Below are 20,717 nucleotides of genomic sequence, written 5' to 3'. Positions count from 1 at the left end.
TACCCAGGTCGTACTCAGGTGCCGGGGGAGACCAGACCCGTGTCGTAGCCCAGTACCACCAGCTGTACGCGGTCGCGAGAAGCGGTTTTGGCCAGAATCCGGCCGACATGGGTCTTCACGGTCGCCTCGGCAAGGAAGAGCTCGGTGGCGATCTCGGAGTTGGACCGTCCGGCGGCGATGAGACCGAGCACTTCGCGTTCACGGTCGGTCAGGACGGCCAGGCGCTGGTCTTCGTGCCGTGCCGCAAGCGTGTCGGCGACCAGGAACCGCTCCAGCATCCGTCTGGTCGCGCTCGGAGCGACGACGGCATCCCCGGCGTGGACGTCGCGGATGGCGCTGAGCAGGACCTCGGGCTGGGCGTCCTTGAGTAGGAACGCCGAAGCGCCTGCTTTGAGGGCGCTGTAGACATACTCGTCGAGGTCGAAGGTGGTCAGCACGACGATTCGTGGGCGTTCGCCGCGGCCGGCCAGGACGCGGGTCGCCTCGACACCGTCCATGCGCGGCATCCTGATATCCATCAGGACGATGTCGGCCGCCGTCACGGCGAGCAGCTCGGTCGCGGAGGCGCCGTCGCCGGCCTCGCCGACGACCTGCATATCGTCCTGCGACTCCACGAGCATGCGAAAGCCTGCGCGAACCAATTGCTGATCGTCGACCAGGAATACCTTGATCGTCATGTGCGATCCGACATCGGGATGACGGCCAGGACGCGGAAACCGCCTCCGGGGCGCGGGGCGGCGGTCACCTCGCCGGCGTGCACTGCGATACGTTCCCGGATCCCGACGATTCCGTGACCGTGCTCGTCGTTGGCGACGGATCCGCCTCGACCGTCGTCGTCGACTCGGATGTGGACAGCGTCCGTCGTGACCAACAGATCGACCGTGGCGGTGACCTGCGGACCGGCATGCTTCAGCGTGTTGGTGAGAGCTTCCTGTACGACCCGGAACATTGTCAGGCCGGTTGCCGATTCGATCTGGTCGAGGTCGCCGGTGATCTGCAATTCGATCGTCAGGCCACTGTCACGCAGTTGCTGGATCATCGCCGGGATGTCGGTGGCTGTCGGCAACGGGGCGAGGTCGACCTCGGCTTCGCCGTCGCGCAGCAGCCCGAGCAGCTTGCGCATCTCGGTCAGTGAGGCCCGTCCGGTGGCCGAGATCGTGCGCAGCGTGTCGAGGGCCTGCTCAGGTCGTTTCTGTGCGGCGTACAGCGCGCCATCGGCCTGGACGACCATGACCGACAGGCTGTGCGCCACGACATCGTGCATCTCGCGGGCGATGCGCGCGCGTTCGGCCGCCGTCGCGATCTGGGTCTGCTGCTCGGCGTCCCGTTCGAGCTGCGCAGCGCGCTCTTCGAGACTCGCGACATAGGCCCGGCGGGTGCGGGCCAGGTACCCGAGGAGCCAGGCGGCGAAGACCAAGGTCGACAGGACGACGAAATTGGTCGTGAGCGCGGGGACGTCGTCGAGATCGCCCCATCTCGCCGCACCGACGGCGGATCCGAGGAAGCCGGTCCCCAGACTGGCCCAGACGGCCCATTTCGGTCCGAAGGCGGCGATCGCATAGAGGCCGAAAAGCAGCGCGACGTCACCGTAGCGGGGTTGGTCGAACCCGATCGCCTGCAGCAGGAGAAGCGTGCTGATTGCGGTGAACGAGAGCACGGGTGCGTGACGGCGCAGGATCAGCGGCAGGATCAACAAGATGTCGAACGCGAACTGCAGATCGGTCTGGAACAGTCCGAGGAGCACCGGGATCACCAGGAGCATGGCGGTGAGTCCGATGTCGATCCAGATGGAGTCGAGGCGACGCAGCAACTCGGATCGCTCACGCATGCGGTTCAGCCTACTGAGCAGTCGCTGCGTGCGCGTCCACCTGTGGGATGACTTCGTGCACCGGAGGCCGGATTGAGGGCAGCCATTCCTTCGTGGCGCGGGGGCCACGAGGTGTCCTAGTGTCGACGTATCCGCTCAGGCAGCGATCTTCGTCTTGGTCTTTTCCTTGGACTTGTGCTTGTCGCCCTTGGAGACCTTGACGAGCTTTCGCTTCTTGACGGTGTAGCCCTCCGGAAGTGTGCCTTCGCGCATCATGCGCAAAGGGCAGCGCTTGCAGGCAGGTTTATCGCTGCAGCACTTCTTCTTGGGCTTGGGGGGCACAGGCCCAGAGTATCAGGGTGAGGTGAGCCTCGCCTTACTGATAACTCATAAAATCTGATAAAAGGGGAGAATGGGAATTATGGCTGCACCAGCATTCGCCGAACGGCTCAATGAGCAGATCGGCCACGAATTCGAAGCCCATCAGCAGTACATCGCGATTGCGACCTACTACGACGCGCTGACCATGCCGCAGATGGCCGCCCTGTTCTACCAGCAGGCTCAGGAAGAGCGCGATCACGCGATGATGATGGTCCAGTACCTCCTCGATGCCGATCACACCCCGGTCATTCCGGCCATCGCGGCACCGCGCTTCGATTTCGCCGACGTCGTCGCACCCGTCGCGGCCGCGCTCGAGCAGGAGAAGCGGGTGACCGAGCAGATCAACGATCTGACCCGCATCGCCCGCGAGAACCACGACTACGCCTCTGACCAGTTCATGCAGTGGTTCATCAAGGAACAGGTCGAGGAGGTTTCCAAGATGAGCGACCTGCTGGCCGTGGTGACCCGCTCCAAGCACGACTACGAGCGCATCGAGGACTGGGTCGCACGCGAAGAGAAGTCAGCCGGTTCCGATCCGACTGCTCCGCCCATCGCCGGTGGCTAGGCGGCTCCTGGCCGTCGCTACGCTCGCGGTTCTCGCAGCGTGCGGCGGCTCGTCGGACAGCGGCTCGTCGCAGGACGACAAACTCTCGATCGTTGTGACTCTCGACAAGGGTGCCGATCCCACGACGTACGAGTTGTCGTGCGATCCGGTCGGCGGGGATCACCCGCAGCCCGAGCAGGCCTGTGACGTGCTGGACGACGCCGGGGTCGAGGTATTCGAACCCGTGCCGGCCGACACGATGTGCACCGAGCTCTACGGCGGCCCGCAGACCGCAAAGGTCAAGGGCACCTACGACGGCAAGAAGATCGATGCGACGTTCGACCGTACGAACGGCTGTGAGATCGACCGGTGGGAGAAGCTCGGCACGACGTTCTTCAACGTCCCGCTGCTCTGAGGCGCGCGGCTCGTCCCTCGCCGCTCCCGTGCTCGTGCCTCGCACGAGCCGGGCTGCGCTCGGGCCGATGCTTCAGTTAGAACAGGCGGAGGCTCGGGTCGTCGATGCCGCGCAGCTCGTCGTAGTTGACGACGACGCACTCGATCCCGCGGTCGGTCGCCAGGACTCGGGCCTGCGGTTTGATCTCCTGTGCGGCGAAGATGCCTCGGACGGGCCGCAGAGCCGGATCGCGGTTCATGAGTTCGAGGTAGCGGGTCAGCTGCTCGACGCCGTCGATATCGCCGCGGCGCTTGATCTCGACCGCGACCGAGGCGTTGGCGCCGTCCTTGCAGAGCAGATCGACCGGTCCGATGGCGGTCATGAACTCGCGCCGCACCAGACTCATGCCTTCGCCGAGCGCCGACGTGTGCTCGGCCAGGAGCTCTTGCAGATGTTTCTCGACACCGTCCTTCTGCAGGCCGGGGTCGATGCCTAGCTCATGCGCCGAGTCGTGCAGCACTTCCTCGATGCGGATGCGCAGCGTGTCGTCGGTCTTGCCGGCCGTGACGGTCCACTCGACGACGCCGTCGTCAGCAGTTCCCTCACGCAGCGTGCAGGGCGGGCTCATCCAGTTGAGCGGCTTGTAGGAGCCGCCGTCGGAGTGGATCAGCACTGACCCGTCGTTCTTGACCATGATCAGCCGGGTGGCGAGTGGGAGGTGCGCTGCGAGGCGACCGGCGTAGTCGACCTGGCAGCGGGCGATGACGAGCCTCACTTGATGCGGGTGGCTGTGCCGAGCGGCAATTCGAGCTTGTCGCCCACGACCTTGCCTTCGAGCGTGTTGCCGTCATCGCCTACGAGGGTGAGAGCGTCGCCCTTGACGCTGTACTTGCCGGTGAGGAAGTCCTTCACGCCATTGAAGTCTTCGATGAACGTGCCGTCCTCGATCAGGTGGAGCACGTAGTCCTCGGCCGGGATCTCCCAGTCGCCGCGGAGCGCGATAGCGCCTTCCGTATTGGGGTCGACCGAAGGCGCTTGTGACGTGATGGGCGGTGTCGTGGCCGAGGTCTCTGGCGAGGTCACCGGTGCGGGCGCGTCGTCGGAGCCGCATGCGGACAATGCGGTCATCGCGGCGAGGATCGCGGCTGTGGCTACCGTCACACGAAGCTTCATTCAGACTCCCTTTTGGTTAACACTCATAAACGTTACTGTTTCACGACCGCATTATTACTGAGGAGTAGCCATGCAGGACATTGTCGACCGTCTCGTTGCTGACGACCGAAGCGCCGAGATCGCAAGAACGTTGATTCTGCCGTACCTCAACCACGCTGCCACGATGTTCGAGAGCGGTTACGCGACCAGCGATGACGTGGATGCGTCGATGCGATTTGGATGTGGCTACCCTATCGGACCGCTTGCGCTGATCGACGCTCTCGGCGCGCAGACCGTCGTCACCGGACTCGACAAGTTGTACGCGGAGACGGGTGATCCGGTCCACCAGCCCGTCTCGGTGCTCGTCAAGCAGGCCGCTGAAGGAACGAGCTTCGCGTCCACCGCCGCGGGTGAGGCAGCAGGTGCTCCCCAGCTGCGCCACGACATCCGCCGGGTCGGAGTCGTCGGCACCGGAACCATGGCGTCGGGCATCGTCGAAGTCTTCGCGAAGGCGGGATATGACGTGACATTCGTCGGCCGCGGCGAAGACAAGATCGCCGGCGTCATCGCAGCGATCACCAAAAGCCTCGACAAGGCCGTCGCGCGCGGCAAACTCGACGAGAACGGCAAGTCCGACGTGCTCGACCGTCTGACCGGTTCCACCGAACGGGAGGCTCTGGCCGACGCCGACATCATCGTCGAGGCGATCGCCGAAGACCTTGAGATCAAGCTTCAGCTGTTCAGGGACCTCGATCGCATCGCCAAGCCGGGCGCGATCCTGGCGACGACGACGTCATCGCTGTCGATCAACGCCTGCGCCGCCGCGACCAAGCGTCCTCAGGACGTCATCGGCATGCACTTCTTCAACCCCGCCGCGATCATGAAGCTCGTCGAGGTCGTCACGGCCGACGAGACATCCGCCGAGGTCGACGAGACCGTGCGGGCACTGTGCCTGGCGACCGGCAAGCACCCCGTCTCCTGCAGTGACCGCGCCGGCTTCATCGTCAACGCTCTGCTGTTTCCGTACCTCAACGACGCGATCAAGCTGCACGAGGCAGAAGGCGGATCGCTGACCGAGATCGACGAAGCGCTCAAGGCGACCAAACTGCCGATGGGGCCGTTCGAGCTCCTCGATGTCGTCGGCAACGACGTCTCGCTGGCGATCCAGCAGTCGCTGGTCAGCGCATTCGGCCATGCGGGCTGGGCGCCGGCTCCGAGCCTCGAGCGGGTTGTCGCCGAGGGCAAACTCGGTCGCAAGACGGGTGCCGGCTTCCACACGTACTGAGCGTCACTGACTGATACGTAGACTGGGCACATGCCTCGTCGACGCGTCCCCCGACCGTCGAACCCGCCCTTGCGTACTGCTCCCGAGCAGCAGGACCGCAAGGTCGACGGCGACTGGATGGTGCGGCCGACCCAAGGGGCGGCGACCAAGGACTACCGTTGCCCGGGATGCTCGCAGCTCATCAGGCGTGGCCTTCCGCATCTCGTGGTGTGGCCCGTCGAGAAGGCGCTGCTCAGCGATGCGGCGATAGACGAGCGCAGGCACTGGCACACACCGTGCTGGTCCAGGCGCCACTGAACGGACGGAAGACTTTCATGAGCCCAAAAATCGGCGGCAACTCGATACTGCCCGCCAGACGCGAGCCGATCACGCTGGAGACGGCTGACGGCCTGACCCTCGTCGGCGAGCTGGCGCTGCCCGCAGATCGAGATCCGGTCGCCACGATGATCTGTCTGCATCCACTGCCGACCCACGGCGGGATGATGGACAGCCACATCTTCCGCAAGGCGGCCTACCGGCTGCCCGAACTCGCCGGGATAGCGGTGCTGCGGTTCAACACGCGCGGCACGACAAGCGTCCAGGGCACGAGCGACGGGACGTTCGAGAACGCTGTGGGGGAGCGCTTCGACGTCGCGGCGGCAGTGGAGTACGCCGAGTTCGCTGAACTTCCCAATATCTGGCTCGTCGGCTGGTCGTTCGGCACCGATCTCGCGCTGATGTACGGGCTGGAGCCCTCCGTGCAGGGCGTCGTCCTGCTGTCGCCCCCGCTGCGGTTCTCCAAGCCTGAGCACTTGCAGGCCTGGGCGGATTCAGGGGTTCCGGTTACAGCGCTGGTGCCCGAACACGATGACTACCTCAAGCCGGACGAGGCACGCCAACGCTTCGCGCCGATCCCGCAGGCCGAGATCATCGCCGTCGACGGAGCCAAACATCTGTGGGTCGGCGACTCCGAGCGGGTGCTCGATGAGATCACGCACAAGCTCGCGCCGCAGGTCCCCGTGCCGTTGCCGACTACCTGGGACGGTCCGATGGAACGGGCCGATCCGTCCGCGTACCGCAACCAGACGGTCGCGGCATTCGCGGACGTTCCGGTCCAGCCTGCCGGCTGATCAGCTGGCAGGCTTGTCCTCTGAGCCTTCTGCGTCCGCGTCGGTCTCCTCGGCATCGGCCGACTCGTCGGCTTCATTCGCGGCATCCTCTGCCTCCGATGCCGCATCCACCTCGGCGGCGTTGGGAGCGAATGACGAGACGATATCGCGCAGCTGACCCATCTGGGCCATGATGCCGTCACGTCGACGCTGAAGCTCTTCGACCTCGGCGCGCAGGACTCGGGTCTGGCGTTCGACGTCGGTTGTCGCGGTGACCCGGATCTTCTGTGCTTCGGCGTTCGCGCCGGAGACGAGCTGCTGGGCCTCTGCCTTGGCATTGTCGAGCAGGCGGGTCGCCTCCGCGGTGGCGGCATCGCGTGCCTTGACGGCCTGGGCCATGATGTCGCGGGCCCGCTCATCGGCCGCCTTGGCGCGGGTCTCGGCATCCTTGACCAGCTTGGCCGTCTGCTCGGTGGCCGACGCGTGATTCTCCGAAGCCTCGCGGGCGAGGCGTTCCTTCTCCACTGCCAGGACCCGGCGCGCCTCGGTGACCTCGCGGTCGGCCGCCGCGCGGGCCTGCTCGACTTCGCGGGTCGCGCCTAGACGCATGTTCTGGGCGTCCTGCTCGGCGGCGAGCTTGAGCTGGGCGACCTCGCGCTCGGCCTGCGCACGCAGATCTTCGGTCTGCGCCTCGGCATCGGCGTGCATGGCTTCGGCGTCCTCGAGGAGCTGCTTGCGCTTCTCCTCCAGCTCGGCCACGGCCTGCCCGCGCAGCTGTTCGGCGTCGTGCTGGGCCGTGGCGCGCACCATCGCGGCCTCTTCCTCGGCGTTCTTGACGAGCTCATCGGCCTCGCGGGTCGCCCGGCTGCGAACGTCTTCGGCTTCCTGCTCGGCCAGTCCTAGGAGCTGGGCGGCGTGATTGCCCAGCCCGGTGTAGTTCGGCGTCTCGACCGACTCGACCCGTTCCTTGAGCTTCTCGACGCTCTCGCGGAGACTCTCGTTCTCATCCTGGGCGGCGTGCAGGCCCTCGGCGAGCCGGTGGATCTCGGCCGTCTGGGTGCGGACCCAGGCATCGACGGCATCGCTGTCGTAGCCGCCGCGGCGAGCCAGCGGAAAGGACGCGTCGGCCGCCGGCGAGGCAGCATCGAAGATGGACAAACCGGGCTGGTCGGACATGCAGATCCCTCGTGACGAACCTTGAGAGGTCGTGCCCGGGCTCGGTGGGTGAACTTTTCGACAGCTCTCAGATCCCGCGGAAGCGGTTGATCTTGTCGATGTGCTTGGCCCGCTTGTCCTCGTCGCGGACGCCGAGGCCTTCCTCGGGTGCGAGGCACAGGACGCCGACCTTGCCCTGGTGCAGGTTGTGGTGCACATCGAGCGCTGCCTGACCGGTGTTCTCCAGGGTGTAGACCTTCGAGACCGTCGGGTGGATGAGGCCCTTGTCGATCAGCTTGTTGGCCTCCCACGATTCGCGGTAGTTCGCGAAGTGCGAGCTCTTGATGTTCTTGAGGTTCATCCACAAGTACCGGTTGTCGTACTGGTGCATGTAGCCCGATGTCGACGCACAGGTCACGATCGTGCCGCCCTTGCGTGCGACGTAGACGCTGGCGCCGAAGGTCTCGCGTCCCGGGTGCTCGAAGACGATGTCGGGATCGTCGCCGCCGGTCAGCTCACGGATCTTCTTGCCGAAGCGCTGCCACTCCTTGGGATCCTGGGTGTTCTCGTCCTTCCAGAACTTGTAGTTCTCGGCCGAACGGTCGATGACGAGCTCAGCGCCCATCTTGCGGACGATCTCGGCCTTCTCGGGGGACGACACGACGCACACCGGCGTCGCACCGCCGTTGAGCGCGAACTGCGTCGCGTAAGAGCCGAGACCACCCGAGGCGCCCCAGATCAGGACCGTGTCGCCCTGCTTCATGTTGGCGCCGTTGGTCGAGACGAGCTGGCGGTACGCCGTGGAGTTGACCAGGCCGGGGCTGGCGGCCTCTTCCCAGGTCAGGTGGGCCGGCTTCGGCATGAGCTGATTGGCCTTGACGATCGCCAACTGCGCGAGCCCGCCGAAGTTGGTCTCGAAGCCCCAGATGCGCTGCTCGGGGTCCATCATCGTGTCGTTGTGACCGTCGGGGCTCTCGAGCTCGACCGACAGGCAATGGGCGACGACCTCACGGCCGGGTGCCCATTTGTTGACGCCAGGACCGACGCGCAGCACGACGCCGGACAGATCCGAGCCGACGACGTGGTACGGCAGATCATGGCGCTTGGTGTATTCGCTGAGTCGGCCGTAGCGCTCCAGGAAGCTGAACGTCGAGACAGGCTCGAAGATCGAGGTCCAGACGGTGTTGTAGTTGATCGCGCTGGCCATGACGGCAACGAGTGCCTCGCCTGGCGCGAGCTCGGGAATCGGTACATCGTCGAGGTGCAGGCTCTTGCGAGGATCCTTGTCCCTGCTGGCCATTCCCTCGAACATGTCGACTTCGTCCTTGTGGACGGTGATGCCCTTGTAGGAGTCGGGTAGGGCGATGGACGCGAAATCCTCGGGGGCGGTGTCGCCGGCGAGGATGGCATCAAGGATCTGCTGCACGGGTGGTACCTCCAGGTAGATATCCCGGCGATGTTACCGAGCGTTAACCATCGGGCAACACCCGTCAGCGATGTGATCCAGAACTCAGTGTGCAGATTGCTTGGCCGGTTCGACCAATTCGACCAACACGCCGCCGGCGTCCTTGGGGTGTACGAAGTTGACCCGTGAGTCCGACGTTCCGCGCTTGGGAGCGTCGTACAGCAGCCGGACGCCGCGTTCGCGCAGGATCGCCGAGACAGCTTCGATGTCGGCGACGCGGTACGCGAGCTGCTGGATGCCCTGGCCGTTGCGGGCGATGAACTTGGCGATCGTCGACTCTTCGCTCAGCGGTGCGAGCAGCTGGATGCGGGTGTCGGAGTCGCCGACCGCCAGCATCGCCTCGCGGACGCCCTGCTCCTCGTTGACCTCTTCGTGCACCGAGTGCAAGCCGAAGGTCTTGGCGTAGAAGTCCAGCGCGTCATCGAGGTCGGGCACCGCGATGCCGACGTGGTCGATCGTCAGGAGCAGATGGTCGGGGACCAGTGGGGTCGTCATGCTGTCGAGGGTAAAGCACACTTGAGAGGGGTACCGACGTGATCCCGGGCACACGCGGGTTAACGACCCATTACCTGTGAGTAAAGTGAAGAAACCGTCTTCGAAGGAGCACATCTCATGACCGAGTCCGTCATTGTTGCTGGCGCACGCACCCCGATCGGCCGTCTTCTCGGCGGTCTGAAAACCCTGTCGGGTTCAGACCTCGGCGGTCTGGCCATCAAGGGGGCCCTGGAGAAGGCCGGCATCTCCGGCGAACAGGTCGACTACGTCATCATGGGTCAGGTGCTGCAGGCCGGCGCGGGACAGATCCCGGCGCGCCAAGCGGCATTCAAGGGCGGCATCCCGCTCGGCGTCCCTGCCTTGACGATCAACAAGGTGTGCCTGTCTGGCATCAACGCGATCGCTCTGGCCGATCAGCTGATCCGCGCCGGTGAGTACGACATCGTCGTCGCCGGCGGCCAGGAGTCGATGACCCAGGCGCCGCATTTCCTGGCCGGCTCGCGCGAGGGCACCAAGTACGGCGACACCAAGCTCGTCGACCACATGGCGTACGACGGTCTGTGGGATGCGATCACGGATCAGGCGATGGGCGGCCTGACCGAGCAGATCAACAAGGACGTGCAGAACTTCACCCGCGAAGAGCAGGACGCGTTCAGCGCCCGTTCCCACCAACTGGCCGCGGCCGCTGCCAAGAACGGCCTGTTCGACGATGAGATCGTTCCGGTCGAGATCCCGTCCCGCCGGGGCGATCCGGTTGTCGTCTCGGCCGATGAGGGCGTCCGTGGCGACACGACGACCGAGTCATTGGGCAAGCTGCGTCCGGCCTTCGTCAAGGACGGCACGATCACGGCCGGTTCGGCCAGCCAGATCTCTGACGGTGCGGCCGCGGTCGTCGTCATGAGCAAGGCCAAGGCCGAAGAGCTGGGCCTCTCGTGGATCGCCGAGATCGGCGCTGCCGGTGTCGTGGCGGGTCCCGACTCGAGCCTGCAGAGCCAGCCTGCCAATGCGATCAAGAAGGCACTGGACAAGGAAGGCATCACCGCCGCGGACCTCGACCTGGTCGAGCTCAACGAGGCATTCGCCGCTGTCGGCATCGCCAGCGCGGCTGAGCTCGGAATCTCCGAGGACATCGTCAACGTCAACGGTGGCGCGATCGCGCTGGGTCACCCCATCGGTGCCTCGGGCGCCCGTATCGTGCTGCACCTGGCTCTCGAGCTGGGTCGCCGTGGCGGCGGCGTCGGCGCGGCGGCCTTGTGCGGCGGCGGAGGTCAGGGCGATGCGCTGATCATCCGCGTGCCCAAGAAGTAGCAGAACGCGTGAGTCGAGACAGTCGCGCCACGCCCGTGGCCGAGCTCGTAGAACGAGCCCAGGCCGCAGAACCTCGGGCCGTGGCGCGGCTGATCTCATTGGTCGAAGATCGCTCACCGGTGCTGCGCGAAGTCAGCGCGGCCTTGACGCCGCTCGTGGGCCGGGCCCATATCGTCGGCCTGACGGGTTCTCCCGGCGTCGGTAAATCGACTTCGACATCGGCACTTGTGGCCGCATTGCGGCAACAGGGCAGACGGGTTGGTGTGCTCGCGGTCGATCCGTCGTCCCCGTTCTCCGGCGGGGCTCTGCTGGGCGACCGGATCCGCATGCAGGACCACGCGCTCGATGATGGCGTCTTCATCCGGTCGATGGCCAGTCGGGGACACCTGGGGGGACTGTCGGCGACGGCCCCCCAGGCATTGCGCGTGCTCGATGCCGCGGGATGCGATGTGATCCTGGTCGAAACGGTCGGCGTCGGCCAGTCCGAGGTCGAGGTGGCCGGGCTGGTCGACACGACACTGGTGTTGTTGGCGCCCGGCATGGGTGACGGCATCCAAGCTGCCAAAGCCGGGATCCTCGAGATCGGTGACATCTTCGTGGTCAACAAGGCCGACCGCGACGGTGCCGCCACCACAAGACGCGAACTGCGGTCGGTCATCGCCATGACGGATCGGGCCGACGGAGCCTGGAAGCCGCCGATTCTGCTGACCACGGCGACGACCGGCGACGGCGTCGCCGAAGTCGTCGACGAGATCGTCGCCCACAAGGCGCATCTCGACGAGTCGGGCGAGCTGGTCCGGAGACGTCTCGCGCGGATCCGTCGTGAGATCGAGGGTCTCGCGCTCGCTGAAGTGCAGTCGAGGTTCGCGCACCTTTCAGCAGATGTCCGGCTCGACACCCTCGCCGATCAGGTCCTGGCGGGCCGAACAGATCCGTTCGCAGCGGCCGACATGCTGGTCGAGAGCCTATGACCGGCGCGCCTGCGTCGGTTCGGCGGCGTTTTGTGTGCAGAATGACTGCGTGCTGAAGAAGGTCATCACCCTGCTCGTCATCGGGTTCATCATTTACTACTTGTTGAACACGCCGAAGAGCGCTGCCGACGTCGTGAGCGATGCTTTCGACGGCATCATCGACGCCTTCGACCAGATCCGAGTCTTCTTCAACGAGCTCGTCGGGTAGGTCTGTCGTGATCCGAGCGTTGCTCGATCGCCTTCCGGAGCAGGACGTCGACCGCCACCTTCTCGATGACGAGGGCGAGATTGTCATCGACCTCGTCCGGCATCACCGGATCGTGTTCTGGCGACCCATCGCCGAAGCTCTCGGGGCGGTTCTGCTCTGGGTTCTCAGTGTCGTCGGCCCGATCAGCCTCGGCTGGTTCTTCATCCTCGCCGGCTTCGCGGTGCTGGGACATGCGCTGTACCTCACGGCGCGTGAGCACCGCGATATCTTCGTCATCACCAATATGAGGGTCTTCCGCATGTCGGGGGTCTTCTCGGTTCGTATCGCCACGATGCCGATAACCCGCATCCTCGACATCACAGTCGAGAAGCCGCTGCTGGGTCGCATGCTCGGTTACGGGCATTTCATCTTCGAATCCGCAGCTCAGGCCCAAGGACTGCGAAATATCCGTTTCATCGGCGACCCCGACGCCCGAGATCTGACGATCCAACGTGTCATCCAGCGTTCAGGCCTGCGTGGCAGGACCGTGGAACAACGTCTGATGGACGGCAACTGACCGAGTTTCCCAAGCCTTCATACAATGGCAGGCATGAACTTCTCGCGCCCCGGTGCCATTGATCTGTCCGCGCTGAAGCAACCCGCCTCGCGCCCGGCCACGCCTGCCTCCGGTGGGGGAGCGGGCTCGTACATCGTCGACATCGACGAGGCGACATTCCAGACCGTCGCGCTGGAAGGCTCGATGTCGTACGTCGTCGTGCTGGGACTGTGGTCCCCCCGTTCGCCGCAGGCCGGCTCGTTCAACGAAACACTTGCCGCAGTCGTCGATTCGTACGACGGACAGATCCTGCTCGCGCGCGTCGACGTCGATGCCAACCCGCAGATCGCCCAGGCGCTCAATATCCAAGGCGTCCCGTATGTCGCCGGCCTCGTGAAGGGGCAGCCGGTGCCCTTGTTCCAGGGCACGGTCGACGAGATCGAGATCCGCAGATTCTTCGACGAGCTGGTCAAGATCGCAGCCGAGAACGGTCTGACGGGTCGGGCGCCATCAGTCGGCGCAGCGCCCGCCGGTGCCGATGAGGCTCCCGAGCCGGAGGATCCGCGCTTCGCGCCGGCCGAAGAAGCGTTCATGGCCAGCGACTTCGAGACCGCCGTGGCCGAGTACGAGAAGCTGCGCGTCCAGTACCCCGCAGATGTCGAAGTCGCCGAGCGGCTCGCTCGGGTCAAGTGGCTGTCGCGCACTCAGAACGTCGACCTCCAGGCAGCACGCAAAGCCGCCGCCGACCATCCCGACGACATCGCAGCGCAGTTGCTTGTCGCCGATCTCGACGTCAGCGGAGGTCAGGTCGACGATGCCTTCGCTCGCCTGATCGATGTCGTCAAGCGCACCACCGGCGATGAACGCGATCTCGTGCGTGAGCGGCTCCTCGAGCTGTTCACGGTGGTCGGGATCGCCGATCCCTCGGTCATGGCTGCTCGCCGTGCACTGGCCAGCGCATTGTTCTGAGCCTGAACGCGGGCACGAAACGGCGTCAGCTTGACGCTTGCGGGGTGCGCTGACGGGTAAGGTCATGGCGGCGCCCCACGGGTGGGTGTCGGACGGAGCGTGTCGATGCGGGCGAAGGCGGGCTGGGGCGCGTCCATTGTGGGCGTGGTCGTGGCTCTGCTCGGAGCGGCCATCATGGCCGTTCTCGGACCCGACAGCCGATTCCTGGCCGGCACGCACCCGATCGAGACCGATGCGGTCGCGGTGGTCACAGCGCCCAAGGTCATCAGCTGGGCCAATGTCCGCGTCGATGTGCTGGCCGAGGTCCCGGCGCGCAAGCCGATCTTCGTCGGTATGGCCAACTCTGTCGACGTCGAGAACTACGTCGCCAAGAGCCAGCGGCTGGAGATCACGAAGTTCCAACGCCCGTGGAAGCTCAAGACACGCAGCATCGATGGCACGCCCAGCCTGCCGGGCGCCCCGACCGCGTTGGATTGGTGGATCGCGAGTTCGGCAGGGCTGGGCGGCACGAGCATCAGCGCCGATCTGCCCGACGAGACGGTCTCACTGGCCGTCCTGTCGGTCGGTTCGTCGAATCTGTCCGGACTGAAAGTGACCGTCGCCTATGGCGTCGCAGGTGGGTTCGCCAAGGGGGGCGCGCTGTTGCTGCTCGGACTCGGACTGGCCTGGGTCGGCGTGTTGGTCCGTCGTGGCCGGTTGTGGAATGACGACGACTGGGACGACGAGGACCCGGCCGACGATGAGCTCGTGGTCTACGTCTATCTCGACGAGGACGGTGTGGAACACGAGATCTCGGCCGAAGAGGCCGCAGACATGGATGTGGTCGACGAGGTCGTGGAGACCGAGCCGGCGGACCGCGACGAACAAGTGGTCTACGTTTTCGTCGATGACGATGGTGTGGAACATGAGGTCAGCGAAGCCGAACTCGCCGATTTCGAGATTGTCGACGAAGAGGAGGATCGCAGATGAGACGCCTGGCGGTCCTGGTCTGTGTCGCAGCGCTTGCCGCCTGCGCGGTGCCGCATGAGCGCGGCGATCAGGTTGTGCGTAAGACCGCGGCTCGTCCGGCGGACGTCACCGAGATATTCAAGCGCTACACCGAGGTGCGCAATGCCGCCGCCGAGCTGCTCGACGCGAAACCCTTGTCGACGGTCGAAAGTGGTCCGGTCCTGGCGATCGACACCGGCTCCTTCGAGGTTTCGCAGCGCCTGGCCACATCCCAGCCGGGCGATGTGTCGACCGCCGACGTCCTCGACGTCCTGACGCCTCGGTTCACCAAGTACCCCATCTGGTTCTACGCCGTCGTGCGCGACGACGTCCGCGATGTCAAACGGGTCCAGGTGTTTCAGCGTGCCTCGGCTGCGGATCCCTGGTTCCTGGTCGCGAGTCCTGAGACATTGCTCGAGACCACACTGCCCGGAGTCCGTACCAAAGGCGGCGCGCCGGTCAAAGTCAGTCCGAGCGACGATGTCGGCGTTTCGATGTCGATCAAGGACGCCGCCGCGGCGTATGCGGCGGTCCTCGCCGATCCCGAGGCGTCCGGCGCCAAGAAGATCGAGAATGACTCGTTCATCAAGCAGATGCGGCAGGCCGCAGCGACGAATGCCGGTCTGCCAGGGGTCAAGTTCTCGCAGTCCTGGGCCGCGGATGACGTGAAGTACGCGCTGCGGACGTCGGACGGCGGTGCGTTGGCGTTCGTGACGCTGCTGCGGACCGACACCTATGACGTCGAGGACGGGCTGTCGATCACCTGGCCGGACGGCTCGCCGCAGAAGGCATTCCTGGAATCCGGGATCGCCGGGACGGGCAGGCTCAACTACTACCACCAGATCCTTCTCTACCTGCCCGGAGGAGATGGCAAGCCGCGGGCCCTGGGCCAGTACGGCGGTGTCGTCAGCGCGGATTCCGAGGGCCTCGGACGCTGAGGTGTCGTGCTGTCCCCCTATCGTCGGGGCCGAGCGTGACGTCCTCTAGACTGACCCGGCTACGGGATGTAGCGCAGCTTGGTAGCGCGCGCCGTTTGGGGCGGTGAGGTCGCAGGTTCGAATCCTGTCATCCCGACTGTGTGATCTCAGGACACATGAATCTCCCGGACCCGCCTGAGCGGGCCGGGAGTTCTTGTGTCGCGAGCCGAGTCCTCTCGCTGGACCCGTCGGGCATCATCGACGACTTCGATCGGGTGCCTACCGGCTCTGAGCGCCGTGAGATGCCTTGCACGTGGTGGTGCATTCTCGGACAATTCGGCTTCATGAGAGACTGGAGGGACGCTTTGACGGCCGGACACGGCCGCAGCGGGTCAAGCCGACCCCCCACCGAGATCATGCAGGAGTCACCCACGTGAAAAGCACCACCGAGACACTGAGCCCGACACGGGTCAAGCTCACCATCGAGGTGCCGTTCGAGGAGTTCAAGCCCAGTCTTGACACTGCCTACAAGACCATCGGCTCGCAGATCACGATCCCCGGTTTCCGCAAGGGCAAGGTCCCCGCGGCAATCGTCGACCAGCGTGTCGGACGTGGTGCAGTGCTCGACGAGGCCCTCAACGCGGCGCTGCCCGGCTGGTACAGCCAGGCCCTCCAGGACACCAACGTCCAGCCGCTGAGCCAGCCCGAGATCGACCTGTCGACCTTCGAGGACGGCGAGCCGATCGTCGTCACCGCCGAGCTCGATGTGCGCCCCGAACTCGATCTGCCCGATCTGTCCTCGATCGAGGTCACGGTCGAAGACGCCGAGGTCACCGAAGACGACGTCACCGAGCAGCTGACGGCTCTGCAGGAGCGGTTCGCGACGTTCTCCGAAGTCGACCGTCCCGTCGCCGACGGTGACTTCCTGACGATCGACCTGTCCGCCGCGCAGAACGGTGAACTGATCCCCGAGGCCCAGGCCGACGGAATGCCCTACACCGTGGGCAAGGCCACGATGCTCGACGGACTCGACGAGGCCGTCATCGGTCTGTCGGCCGGAGAGTCCAAGACGTTCACGACTCAGCTCGTCGGCGGAGAGCTCGCCGGCCAGGACGTCGAGGTCACCGTCAAGGTGCAGGACGTCAAGGAGCAGCAGCTGCCCGAACTCGACGAGGAGTTCGCACAGACGGCTTCGGAGTTCGACTCGATCGACGAACTGCGTGCCGATCTGACCGAGCGGGTTACCCGTGGCAAGCGCATGCAGCAGGCCAACGAGGCTCGCGACCTGGTCCTGGACGAGATCGTCAGCAAGATCGACGCACCGTTGCCCGAGTCCCTCGTCACCGAGGAGATCACGAGCCGTCGTCAGCAGATCGAGCAGCAGTTGGCCGCCGCCGGCGTCTCGTTCGAGACGTACCTCGATGACGAAGAGCAGACCGTCGACGAGTTCGAGGCCGAGCTGGAGAAGCGGGTCCGCGACTCGCTCGTCGCCCAGTTCGTGCTCGACCAGGTTGTGGCGACCGAAGAGTTCGGCATCGACGACAGCGAGTTGTCGCAGCACATCATGCGCCGCGCGCAGCAGTCGGGCGAAGACCCGAACTCGTACATCCAGCACATCATGGAGCACAACCACGTGCCCGAGATGGTCAGTGAAGTCCTGCGCGGCAAGGCGCTCGCCTCGCTGGTCGAGGGTGCCAAGGTCTCCGACAAGTCGGGCAATGTCATCGAGCTGTCGAAGCTGCGCGCCGACGGAACGTTCGGCGACGACGAAGAGCCGCAAGAGGCGTGACTCACGCCTCCCTTCGGGGAGGTTCACTTCGCGTCCAGATACCGGCAGTATGGGAACATGTCTGCCGGACCCGCACGAACCACGGACGTCGCGGCACTCGCGCTCGATTATGGTGAACGCCTAATCGTCGGGAGTGCCCGCGATGTCCATCGTGCTGTGTCGGCGCGGGTGTTCCGCGCGACCCATATCGTGGGTGGGCACGTACCCGAGTCGCTGCACGATGCTGTGGTGACTTCGGTCTACGGCGCGATATCGGGAGTGCTTCGTGTTTCGAGCGGTTCGGTCCGCGCCTTGGCCAGCCGGGGCGTCGGGCGTCCCGTGGAGTCGGGGCCGCGTGGACGGCTGGTCGTGGCCGCGATCAACGGCCTGATCGGCGACGAGCTGCGTATGCTCGACGATCCGCATGCGATCTCGATGGCAGTGCGGGTCGATGGAGCCGATGTCGCGCTGACGCCATGGCCCCTCGCGGAGGCATTCCGATCAGGAACGAGCCATCCGGTGATCTTCGTGCACGGATTGTGCGAGAACGACGAGTCGTGGACTCACGGTGCGAAGACCCACGGTACGACCTATGCCGACCGGATCGCCGCCGAGACAGATGGCACCGCGGTGATGATCCGGTACAACACCGGGTTGCACATCTCCGAGAACGGCAAGCACCTCGATGTGCTGATCCAGCAACTTGTGGCGAATTGGCCCGTGCCGGTCACCCGCATCACATTGGTGGGTCATTCGATGGGCGGGCTCGTCGCGCGTGCTGCGACCAATCACGCGACTGCGGCGGGCGAGACGTGGCAGCACCTTGTCCGCGACGTGATCTGCCTCGGCACGCCGCACACTGGCGCGAACCTGGAGAAGGTCGCCCATGTCGGTTCGCGGCTCCTGCGATTCTGGCCGCAGTCACGTCCATTCGGTGCGATCCTCGACCAGCGTTCGGCCGGGATAGTCGATCTGCGGCACGGCTACATCACCCGTGATGAGTGGGAAGGGCAGGACCTCACGCAGCAGTGGGGTCTCGACCGGATCGCGGCGGCTCCGCTCGCGCATGCGGAATATCACTTCGTGGCGGCGACGCTGGGCGCTTCGCACGGTCATCCGTTGAGCGCGGTCCTGGGCGATCTGCTGGTGCATTTCTCCTCTGCGACCGGCGTCGGTCGTACCGGTCCGGTTGTCGACGGTGCGAGTTTCGAATATCTGCCGAGCGTCCACCACTTCGCGCTGCTCAACCACCCGCAGATCGGCGACTGGCTGGTGGACTGGCTCAACGCGCGCACGCACAATCCGCGGGCGCTACCGGCCGCACCGCAACACGCCTGACATATTCGGATTATCTGGATAGGCTCAGGGTTCATCGATCTGAGGAGAACCGTGCCGAATCAGCAGCTCATCGAGGGCAGTGTCGACATCGCTGCCGCACCGTCAGTCGTATGGACCCTGGTGTCCGATCTCAAGCGGATGGGGGAGTGGAGCCCGCAGTGTCGCAAGATGATCGTCTTCGGCAAGGACGTCAAGCTCGGGACCCGCACGCTGAATCTCAACGGCCGTGGGAAGCTGCGCTGGCCGACCAATGCCAAGGTCGTCGCGTTCGAGCCGAACCGCCGGTTGGCGTTTCGGATCGTCGAGAACCGGACGATCTGGACATATGACCTGGAGGAGACGGAGTTCGGCACCCGGTTGACGGAGAGCCGCTCGGCTCCCAAGGGGGTTTCGAAGGTCTCCAATGTGCTGACCCAGAACGTCCTGGGCGGCACCGACAACTTCGAGGTCGAGCTCGACGGCGGTATCAACGCGACGCTGACCCGGATCAAGGCTGCGGCCGAGGCCGCCTGATGGGACAGCCGCCACTCGAAGCTTCGATCGACATCACCGCATCGCCCGCTGCGGTGTGGGCCGAAGTGTCGGACCTGAAGGCCATGAAGGATCGCAGTCCGGAGTTGGTGCGCACCTGGCTGCGCGGACGTCCTCGAGTGGGTGCGCGGGCGGTCCACCTCAACCGTCGCCGGGGCTTCGTCTGGCCGACGACGAGCCGGATCACCCGGTGGAAGGATCCGGCGCATGATTCGGGTCGTGGGGCCTTGGCCTTTCACGTGTGGCCGACCGATGTCGAATGGTCCTACGAGCTGGAGCCGCTCGACGGCGGTGCCCGCACGCGGTTGACCGAGCGCCGCACCGCACTGGTGAACCCGAGCCTGGCGGTTCGGTTGACCGCCAAATACGCCCTGGGCGGGGCCGAAAGCCACGACAAGGAACTGGAAAAGGGAATGAAACAAACCCTCGCTGCGATCCAATCCGTGCTCGCGAGTCGCTAAATCACGCTTCGCGAGTCACTGACTCGCCCGACGTTTCTCGCGGGTAGTAATTCAGTGACTCGGCGGCGGTAAGTAGGTGGCTCGCGAGCGTTGCGGTCAGCGGTCGACGAGGGTGAGTTCGAAGGCGTAGAGATCGGGGCGGTAGGCATGGCGACCGTATTCGACGGCGCGACCGGCGTTGTCGTAGGCGGTGCGTTGCATCGTCAGCAGGGGAGCGCCCTTGCGTTCGCGCAGGAGCTTGCCCTCCTCGACGGTGGCGCCGCGTGCGCCGATGCGCTGGCGGGCGACCCGCATCACGACTCCGCAGTCGCGCAGATGGGCGTACAGTCCGGTCTCGGTCAGATCGACCGCTGCCAGATCGACGACATCGACCGGCAGGAAGTTGTGCATCAGGGCAAGCGGCTCGCGATCGACCCAGCGGAGCCGTTCGAGCGACCAGACATCGGCTCCGACGGGGACCTGCAGTTCGCGGGCGATGTCATCGTCGGCCGGCACCTTGCCCACCGACAGCACATCGGTGCGGGGACGCTGACCTGCGGCGCTGAGATCGTCGTGCAGGCTCGTGAGCTCGACCGAACGTCGGATCTTGCCGTGCACGACCTGTGTGCCGACGCCGCGCTTGCGCACCAGCATCCCCTTGTCGACCAGAACCTGGATCGCCTGACGCATGGTCGGACGCGACAGGCCGAGGTCGGCCGCGAGCGAGATCTCATTGTCGATCCGCTCACCCGGGGCAATGGTGCCGTCGAGGATCGCTCGCTCGAACTGTTCTGCCACCTGGAAGTACAGCGGGACGGGGCTGGATCGATCCAGGGTGAAGTGGGGGCCGGGCATGCCGCCCAATCTATCGGCAGAAATGGTCATGTCAATATGTCAGGACAAAGGCTTGACATGCGGTTGTGCTCTGGGACACACTCGGTCTACCGACTTTGTCACGACAAATAGAACTCGACAAACA

General features: G+C 65.2%; 25 protein-coding genes and 1 tRNA gene. 17 read left to right on the top strand and 9 right to left on the bottom strand.

Annotated elements, in window-relative coordinates; genetic code table 11:
* Positions 1–14: 14 nt before the first annotated feature.
* From ACXJKC_RS09495 to ACXJKC_RS09485, 3 genes are all read right to left on the bottom strand, one after another.
* Complete coding sequence (locus ACXJKC_RS09495) at positions 15–677, bottom strand: response regulator (RefSeq protein ID WP_456696456.1); 663 nt, start codon at positions 675–677, stop codon at positions 15–17.
* Positions 674–1,828, bottom strand: coding sequence for a sensor histidine kinase (locus ACXJKC_RS09490; RefSeq protein ID WP_456696455.1), 1,155 nt, complete (start codon positions 1,826–1,828; stop codon positions 674–676). The genes ACXJKC_RS09495 and ACXJKC_RS09490 overlap by 4 nt, the downstream gene beginning before the upstream one ends.
* Before the next feature lie 135 nt (positions 1,829–1,963).
* Complete coding sequence (locus ACXJKC_RS09485) at positions 1,964–2,149, bottom strand: hypothetical protein (protein ID WP_456696454.1); 186 nt, start codon at positions 2,147–2,149, stop codon at positions 1,964–1,966.
* A gap of 79 nt (positions 2,150–2,228) precedes the next feature.
* Between ACXJKC_RS09485 and ACXJKC_RS09480 the strand changes: the two genes are divergently transcribed.
* Together ACXJKC_RS09480 and ACXJKC_RS09475 are read left to right on the top strand one after the other, a co-directional pair.
* Entirely contained in the window at positions 2,229–2,753 is a 525-nt protein-coding gene (locus tag ACXJKC_RS09480; protein ID WP_456696453.1) for a ferritin, read from the top strand.
* Positions 2,746–3,147, top strand: a complete 402-nt coding sequence (locus tag ACXJKC_RS09475; RefSeq protein ID WP_456696452.1) for an SSI family serine proteinase inhibitor — start codon at positions 2,746–2,748, stop codon at positions 3,145–3,147. Before ACXJKC_RS09480 ends, ACXJKC_RS09475 begins: the two co-directional genes overlap by 8 nt.
* Positions 3,148–3,223: 76 nt before the next feature.
* Here ACXJKC_RS09475 and nucS read toward each other — a convergent pair whose 3' ends face one another.
* Positions 3,224–3,931 carry an endonuclease NucS gene (nucS, locus tag ACXJKC_RS09470; protein WP_456696650.1) on the bottom strand — a complete coding sequence of 236 codons (708 nt, stop codon included), beginning with the start codon at positions 3,929–3,931 and terminating at the stop codon, positions 3,224–3,226.
* Positions 3,898–4,299, bottom strand: a complete 402-nt coding sequence (locus tag ACXJKC_RS09465; protein ID WP_456696451.1) for a hypothetical protein — start codon at positions 4,297–4,299, stop codon at positions 3,898–3,900. Before ACXJKC_RS09465 ends, nucS begins: the two co-directional genes overlap by 34 nt.
* Positions 4,300–4,369: 70 nt before the next feature.
* Here ACXJKC_RS09465 and ACXJKC_RS09460 point away from each other — a divergent pair, with 70 nt between their 5' ends.
* From ACXJKC_RS09460 to ACXJKC_RS09450, 3 genes are read left to right on the top strand one after another with little or no spacing between them, the layout of a single operon-like run.
* Positions 4,370–5,563 carry a 3-hydroxyacyl-CoA dehydrogenase NAD-binding domain-containing protein gene (locus ACXJKC_RS09460; RefSeq protein ID WP_456696450.1) on the top strand — a complete coding sequence of 398 codons (1,194 nt, stop codon included), beginning with the start codon at positions 4,370–4,372 and terminating at the stop codon, positions 5,561–5,563.
* Between the two features lie 30 nt (positions 5,564–5,593).
* Positions 5,594–5,860: a hypothetical protein gene (locus ACXJKC_RS09455; protein WP_456696449.1), complete on the top strand. Its 267-nt coding sequence runs from the start codon at positions 5,594–5,596 to the stop codon at positions 5,858–5,860.
* A 17-nt stretch (positions 5,861–5,877) separates the two neighbouring features.
* Positions 5,878–6,672 (top strand): alpha/beta hydrolase, encoded by a 795-nt coding sequence (locus ACXJKC_RS09450; RefSeq protein WP_456696448.1) that lies wholly within the window; start codon positions 5,878–5,880, stop codon positions 6,670–6,672.
* On the opposite strand, the gene ACXJKC_RS09445 is transcribed toward ACXJKC_RS09450, so the two are convergent.
* The 3 genes from ACXJKC_RS09445 to mce all read right to left on the bottom strand — a co-directional run bounded on the left by ACXJKC_RS09445 (position 6,673) and on the right by mce (position 9,766).
* Positions 6,673–7,827, bottom strand: coding sequence for a DivIVA domain-containing protein (locus ACXJKC_RS09445; protein WP_456696447.1), 1,155 nt, complete (start codon positions 7,825–7,827; stop codon positions 6,673–6,675).
* 67 nt (positions 7,828–7,894) lie between these two features.
* Entirely contained in the window at positions 7,895–9,232 is a 1,338-nt protein-coding gene (ccrA, locus tag ACXJKC_RS09440) for a crotonyl-CoA carboxylase/reductase (RefSeq protein WP_456696446.1), read from the bottom strand.
* A gap of 84 nt (positions 9,233–9,316) precedes the next feature.
* Complete coding sequence (mce, locus tag ACXJKC_RS09435; RefSeq protein WP_456696445.1) at positions 9,317–9,766, bottom strand: methylmalonyl-CoA epimerase; 450 nt, start codon at positions 9,764–9,766, stop codon at positions 9,317–9,319.
* A gap of 117 nt (positions 9,767–9,883) precedes the next feature.
* Between mce and ACXJKC_RS09430 the strand changes: the two genes are divergently transcribed.
* The 12 genes from ACXJKC_RS09430 (at position 9,884) to ACXJKC_RS09375 (ending at position 19,759) form a co-directional block, all read left to right on the top strand.
* On the top strand, positions 9,884–11,074 hold the full coding sequence (locus ACXJKC_RS09430; RefSeq protein ID WP_456696444.1) for an acetyl-CoA C-acetyltransferase: 1,191 nt from the start codon (positions 9,884–9,886) through the stop codon (positions 11,072–11,074).
* Positions 11,075–11,082: 8 nt separating this feature from the next.
* Positions 11,083–12,045: a methylmalonyl Co-A mutase-associated GTPase MeaB gene (gene meaB / locus ACXJKC_RS09425; protein WP_456696443.1), complete on the top strand. Its 963-nt coding sequence runs from the start codon at positions 11,083–11,085 to the stop codon at positions 12,043–12,045.
* A 49-nt stretch (positions 12,046–12,094) separates the two neighbouring features.
* Complete coding sequence (locus ACXJKC_RS09420; protein ID WP_456696442.1) at positions 12,095–12,253, top strand: hypothetical protein; 159 nt, start codon at positions 12,095–12,097, stop codon at positions 12,251–12,253.
* A gap of 7 nt (positions 12,254–12,260) precedes the next feature.
* The gene (locus ACXJKC_RS09415; RefSeq protein WP_456696441.1) at positions 12,261–12,809 is read left to right on the top strand and encodes a PH domain-containing protein; all 549 of its coding nucleotides are present in this window, start codon (positions 12,261–12,263) and stop codon (positions 12,807–12,809) included.
* A 33-nt stretch (positions 12,810–12,842) separates the two neighbouring features.
* The gene (locus tag ACXJKC_RS09410; protein WP_456696440.1) at positions 12,843–13,757 is read left to right on the top strand and encodes a tetratricopeptide repeat protein; all 915 of its coding nucleotides are present in this window, start codon (positions 12,843–12,845) and stop codon (positions 13,755–13,757) included.
* Positions 13,758–13,862: 105 nt separating this feature from the next.
* Entirely contained in the window at positions 13,863–14,726 is an 864-nt protein-coding gene (locus ACXJKC_RS09405) for a hypothetical protein (RefSeq protein ID WP_456696439.1), read from the top strand.
* Complete coding sequence (locus ACXJKC_RS09400) at positions 14,723–15,682, top strand: hypothetical protein (RefSeq protein WP_456696438.1); 960 nt, start codon at positions 14,723–14,725, stop codon at positions 15,680–15,682. The genes ACXJKC_RS09405 and ACXJKC_RS09400 overlap by 4 nt, the downstream gene beginning before the upstream one ends.
* Positions 15,683–15,744: 62 nt before the next feature.
* Positions 15,745–15,818: transfer RNA gene (locus ACXJKC_RS09395), tRNA-Pro, on the top strand.
* A gap of 276 nt (positions 15,819–16,094) precedes the next feature.
* Entirely contained in the window at positions 16,095–17,450 is a 1,356-nt protein-coding gene (gene tig / locus ACXJKC_RS09390; protein WP_456696437.1) for a trigger factor, read from the top strand.
* 57 nt (positions 17,451–17,507) lie between these two features.
* Complete coding sequence (locus ACXJKC_RS09385) at positions 17,508–18,767, top strand: esterase/lipase family protein (RefSeq protein WP_456696436.1); 1,260 nt, start codon at positions 17,508–17,510, stop codon at positions 18,765–18,767.
* 51 nt (positions 18,768–18,818) lie between these two features.
* On the top strand, positions 18,819–19,280 hold the full coding sequence (locus tag ACXJKC_RS09380) for an SRPBCC family protein (RefSeq protein WP_456696435.1): 462 nt from the start codon (positions 18,819–18,821) through the stop codon (positions 19,278–19,280).
* A complete protein-coding gene (locus tag ACXJKC_RS09375; protein WP_456696434.1) occupies positions 19,280–19,759 on the top strand; it encodes an SRPBCC family protein in 480 nt (159 codons plus the stop codon). Before ACXJKC_RS09380 ends, ACXJKC_RS09375 begins: the two co-directional genes overlap by 1 nt.
* Before the next feature lie 96 nt (positions 19,760–19,855).
* On the opposite strand, the gene ACXJKC_RS09370 is transcribed toward ACXJKC_RS09375, so the two are convergent.
* Positions 19,856–20,593: a GntR family transcriptional regulator gene (locus ACXJKC_RS09370; protein ID WP_456696433.1), complete on the bottom strand. Its 738-nt coding sequence runs from the start codon at positions 20,591–20,593 to the stop codon at positions 19,856–19,858.
* Between the last annotated feature and the right edge of the window lie 124 nt (positions 20,594–20,717).

The sequence above is a fragment of the Aeromicrobium sp. P5_D10 genome (genome assembly GCF_054049535.1).
This window is presented reverse-complemented; position numbering and strand designations above follow the sequence as displayed.

Excerpts from the sequence above, each read along its gene's own strand:
- ACXJKC_RS09495 (WP_456696456.1), bottom strand. The coding sequence starts at position 677 with ATGACGATCAAGGTATTCCTGGTCGACGATCAGCAATTGGTTCGCGCA.
- ACXJKC_RS09490 (WP_456696455.1), bottom strand. The coding sequence starts at position 1,828 with ATGCGTGAGCGATCCGAGTTGCTGCGTCGCCTCGACTCCATCTGGATC.
- ACXJKC_RS09480 (WP_456696453.1), top strand. The coding sequence starts at position 2,229 with ATGGCTGCACCAGCATTCGCCGAACGGCTCAATGAGCAGATCGGCCAC.
- ACXJKC_RS09465 (WP_456696451.1), bottom strand. The coding sequence starts at position 4,299 with ATGAAGCTTCGTGTGACGGTAGCCACAGCCGCGATCCTCGCCGCGATG.
- ACXJKC_RS09460 (WP_456696450.1), top strand. The coding sequence starts at position 4,370 with ATGCAGGACATTGTCGACCGTCTCGTTGCTGACGACCGAAGCGCCGAG.
- ACXJKC_RS09455 (WP_456696449.1), top strand. The coding sequence starts at position 5,594 with ATGCCTCGTCGACGCGTCCCCCGACCGTCGAACCCGCCCTTGCGTACT.
- ACXJKC_RS09450 (WP_456696448.1), top strand. The coding sequence starts at position 5,878 with ATGAGCCCAAAAATCGGCGGCAACTCGATACTGCCCGCCAGACGCGAG.
- ACXJKC_RS09445 (WP_456696447.1), bottom strand. The coding sequence starts at position 7,827 with ATGTCCGACCAGCCCGGTTTGTCCATCTTCGATGCTGCCTCGCCGGCG.
- mce (WP_456696445.1), bottom strand. The coding sequence starts at position 9,766 with ATGACGACCCCACTGGTCCCCGACCATCTGCTCCTGACGATCGACCAC.
- ACXJKC_RS09430 (WP_456696444.1), top strand. The coding sequence starts at position 9,884 with ATGACCGAGTCCGTCATTGTTGCTGGCGCACGCACCCCGATCGGCCGT.
- ACXJKC_RS09410 (WP_456696440.1), top strand. The coding sequence starts at position 12,843 with ATGAACTTCTCGCGCCCCGGTGCCATTGATCTGTCCGCGCTGAAGCAA.
- ACXJKC_RS09405 (WP_456696439.1), top strand. The coding sequence starts at position 13,863 with ATGCGGGCGAAGGCGGGCTGGGGCGCGTCCATTGTGGGCGTGGTCGTG.
- ACXJKC_RS09400 (WP_456696438.1), top strand. The coding sequence starts at position 14,723 with ATGAGACGCCTGGCGGTCCTGGTCTGTGTCGCAGCGCTTGCCGCCTGC.
- ACXJKC_RS09385 (WP_456696436.1), top strand. The coding sequence starts at position 17,508 with ATGTCTGCCGGACCCGCACGAACCACGGACGTCGCGGCACTCGCGCTC.
- ACXJKC_RS09375 (WP_456696434.1), top strand. The coding sequence starts at position 19,280 with ATGGGACAGCCGCCACTCGAAGCTTCGATCGACATCACCGCATCGCCC.
- ACXJKC_RS09370 (WP_456696433.1), bottom strand. The coding sequence starts at position 20,593 with ATGCCCGGCCCCCACTTCACCCTGGATCGATCCAGCCCCGTCCCGCTG.